Source organism: Delftia sp. ZNC0008 (assembly GCF_000799035.1).
GTDB lineage: Bacteria > Pseudomonadota > Gammaproteobacteria > Burkholderiales > Burkholderiaceae_C > Comamonas > Comamonas tsuruhatensis.
Genome location: NZ_JTKZ01000068.1, coordinates 117,824 through 121,086 on the forward strand (window position 1 = coordinate 117,824; position 3,263 = coordinate 121,086).

At 66.5% G+C, this 3,263-nt stretch carries 2 protein-coding genes; both read right to left on the reverse strand.

Annotated features, from left to right (window positions below; translation table 11 throughout):
* Positions 1–65 precede the first annotated feature (65 nt).
* Positions 66–2,315, reverse strand: a complete 2,250-nt coding sequence (locus tag L995_RS02620) for a RelA/SpoT family protein (protein WP_016445274.1) — start codon at positions 2,313–2,315, stop codon at positions 66–68.
* Positions 2,312–3,211: an alpha/beta fold hydrolase gene (locus L995_RS02625; protein WP_047468825.1), complete on the reverse strand. Its 900-nt coding sequence runs from the start codon at positions 3,209–3,211 to the stop codon at positions 2,312–2,314. Before L995_RS02625 ends, L995_RS02620 begins: the two co-directional genes overlap by 4 nt.
* Between the last annotated feature and the right edge of the window lie 52 nt (positions 3,212–3,263).

Here is a 3,263-nt window from a genome sequence, read left to right on the forward strand (position 1 = left end):
GTTTGTTCGAGAAAGCGATTCTAGCACGGGTTTTCCAGGGCTCCGGCAAAAATACCCGAACAGGCTCAGCGCCGCCGTGCCGAACGCACGCCCGCCACGGCGGCCACAATGCCCAGCACCTTGTTGAGGCGACCGGAATCGGCCACTTCCACGGTGAAGGTCATCCAGGCCGTTCCCTTGACGGATTGGGTCTGCACGCCGATGACATTGGTCTTCTCCCGCGCAAAGACTTCGGAGATATCGCGCAGCAGGCCCTGCCGGTCGGCCGCTTCCACGGACACATCGACCGGGTAGACGGCCGAGGCCACGGCCGCCGCCTTGGGCTGGCCCCAGGCCACGTCGATCACGCGCTCGGAATTGCGCGCTGCCATTTCACGGAAGTTGGAGCAGTCGCAGCGGTGCACGCTCACGCCCTTGCCGCGCGTGACAAAGCCCCGGATGTCGTCCGGCGGCGCAGGCTTGCAGCACTTGGCCAGCTGCGTCATCAGCGAGTCCACGCCAACGACCAGCACGCCGCCCTTGGGCGAGTCCGTGCCGCGTGCCTTGCGCACCGGGGAGAATTCCTCGACTTCCTCCTCCGCCTCGGCCGGTCGCAGCACGGTCTCGATGTTGCGCAGCGAGTATTCATCCTTGCCGACGACTTCGAACAAGGCATCGGCCGATTTGAAGCCGAGCTGAACGGCCAGCTCCTCCAGCTTGACGGCCGTCTTGCCCTCGCGCTGCAGCAGTTTCTCGACCGCCTCGCGGCCGCGCGCCACGGTCTCGTGCGTGGCCTGGGCATTGAACCAGGCACGCACCTTGGCCTTGGCCCGGTTGCTGGTCAGGTAGCCGAGGTCAGCGTTGAGCCAGTCGCGCGAGGGGCGCCCCTCCTTGACCGTGGTGATCTCCACGGTCTGGCCGTTTTGCAGCGGCGTGTTCAGCGGCACCATGGCGCCGTCCACGCGCGCGCCGCGGCAGCGGTGGCCCAGGCTGGTGTGCACCGAGTAGGCAAAGTCCACGGGCGTCGCGCCCTGCGGCAGCTCGATGACGGCCGCGTCGGGGGTGAGCACGTAGATGCGGTCCTCGAACAGGCCGCGATGGTGGGCGCCCGCCAGGTCGCTGCCCCAGGCCAGCAGCTGGCGCAGCACGGCAATCTTGGCGTCGTACTCGCTGCTGGCCGTGACGCCCGCGTATCCCTTGGTGCCCGCCTCCTTGTAGGCCCAGTGGGCGGCCACGCCGTGCTCGGCATGGTCGTGCATGGCCTGGGTTCGGATCTGGATCTCGATGGCGCGGCCCGTCTCGTCGCGCACCACGGTGTGCAGCGACTGGTAGCCGTTGGGCTTGGGCTTGGCGATGTAGTCGTCGAATTCCGCCTCGATGGGCGTGAACTGCTCATGCACCCAGGACAGGGTGGCGTAGCAGTCCTTGATCGTGGGCACGACGACACGCATGGCGCGGATGTCGAAGACCTGGTCGAAGTTCAGCGACTTGCCTCGCATCTTCTTGACGATGCTGTAGATGTGCTTGGGCCTGCCTTGCACGGTGGCGCTGATGCTGTGCGCGCGCAGGTCGGCCTCCAGCCGTGCGCGCATCTGCTCCATATAGGCTTCACGCTCCACGCGCTTTTCATCGAGCAGGCGGGCCACTTCGCGGTAGGTCTCGGGCTCCAGGAAGCGCAGGGACAGATCCTCCAGCTCCCACTTGATCTGCCAGATGCCCAGCCGGTTGGCCAGCGGCGCAAACACCGTCAGCGCCTCGCGCGCAATGCCGGGCGAGACCGGGCGCTTGCTGGCTGCGTAGTAGCGCAGCGTCTGCAGGCGCGACGCCAGCCGCAGCAGCACCACGCGCAGGTCGCGCGAGAAACCCAGCAGCATCTTGCGCACGTTCTCGGTCTGCGTGGCCTCATCGTCCAGGTACTGGCCGCCCAGCTCGGCGCCGCGCGCCTGCTCCTGCACGCGCATGAGCTTGTTGGTTTCCACGGCCAGGGTGGCGAAATTCTCGCCAAAGGCCTTGGCGATCACTTCCTGCGGGCGATTGAGGTGCACGCTGGCATGCACCAGATAGATCGCCGCCTGCATGGTTTCGGAGCCGCCGATGGTCTTGAGGATGGCAGCCACCGCATCGGCATGGGCCATGGTGTTCTCACCGGACTCCATGGTCTCGGTGGCGATCAGCGGCTCGGCAAAGCTGCGCGCGCGCGCCAGCGCGTTGACCTGTTCGGGCAGGGTCTGCGACGTGGCCGTGATCAGGTGCGGCAGCACCGACGGCACCTGGCCCGGCGCGGCTGCGCCGGGCGAAGGCGCCTGCACGGCGGCCTCGCTGCTGGCAGTCTTCATTCGTCACTCTCCCTGGCCTGCTCGGCAAGATTCATGGTGCTTGGCAAGCGCTCTTCTCCCCATAAGAACCGGCACAGCAAGGCCACCTGCCCTGCCGCGACGAAGGTGGGCGCATGTCCCACCCCTTCAAATTCCACGCAATGCGCCTTCGGCCCTCGCTGCGCCATGGCCTGTGCCGTGGCCGCCGTCAGCAGGTCGGACTGCGCACCACGAACTAGCAAGACGCGTGCCTTGATCTGGTCATACAGCTGCCACAGCAGCGCTTCGCCGGCCTGGGCCATCTCGCGCGTCATGTGCTGCAGGGGCACCGCAATCTGAGGGTCATAGTGCAGGACAAGGCCGCCATCGGCGGCCGGCCGCATCATAGGTCGCGTCAATCGCAACCATTGCCCTTCGCTATGTGGGCCGAAGCCTTCGGAAATCAAGAGCAGCGCATGGGCTGCCTGCTCAAGATTTTCAAAATGCACGCCCTTGCCCAGGTACTGCCCTATGCGCTCCAGGGCAGACCACTCGATGACAGGCCCCACATCGTTGAGCACCAGCCTGCGAATGGGCGCCGGCAGCGGCAGCCCCGGCTGGCCCGCAAGCGCCATGCCGATCAGCCCGCCCATGCTGGTGCCCACCCAATCCAATTGTTCGACAGGCGCCTGCGCATGCACCTGGGCCAGCAAGGCCAGCATGTCGGCTGCGTAAAGAGGCACCTGGTAGGCGGTCGGATCCTGCAGCCAGTCGCTTTCGCCACGCCCGACCACATCGGGGCAGATCACGCGGGCACGTTCGCTGAGCCGCTCGGCCAACGCGTCGAAGTCACGCCCCTGGCGCGAAAGGCCGTGCACGCAGACCACGACATGGGGATGGTGCGGATCGCCGGTGCGATTCCATTCCCAATAAGCCATGCGGTGCGAAGCATTCTCTTGAGCAGCCGGGCTGGCAGTACGGCTCCAGGGT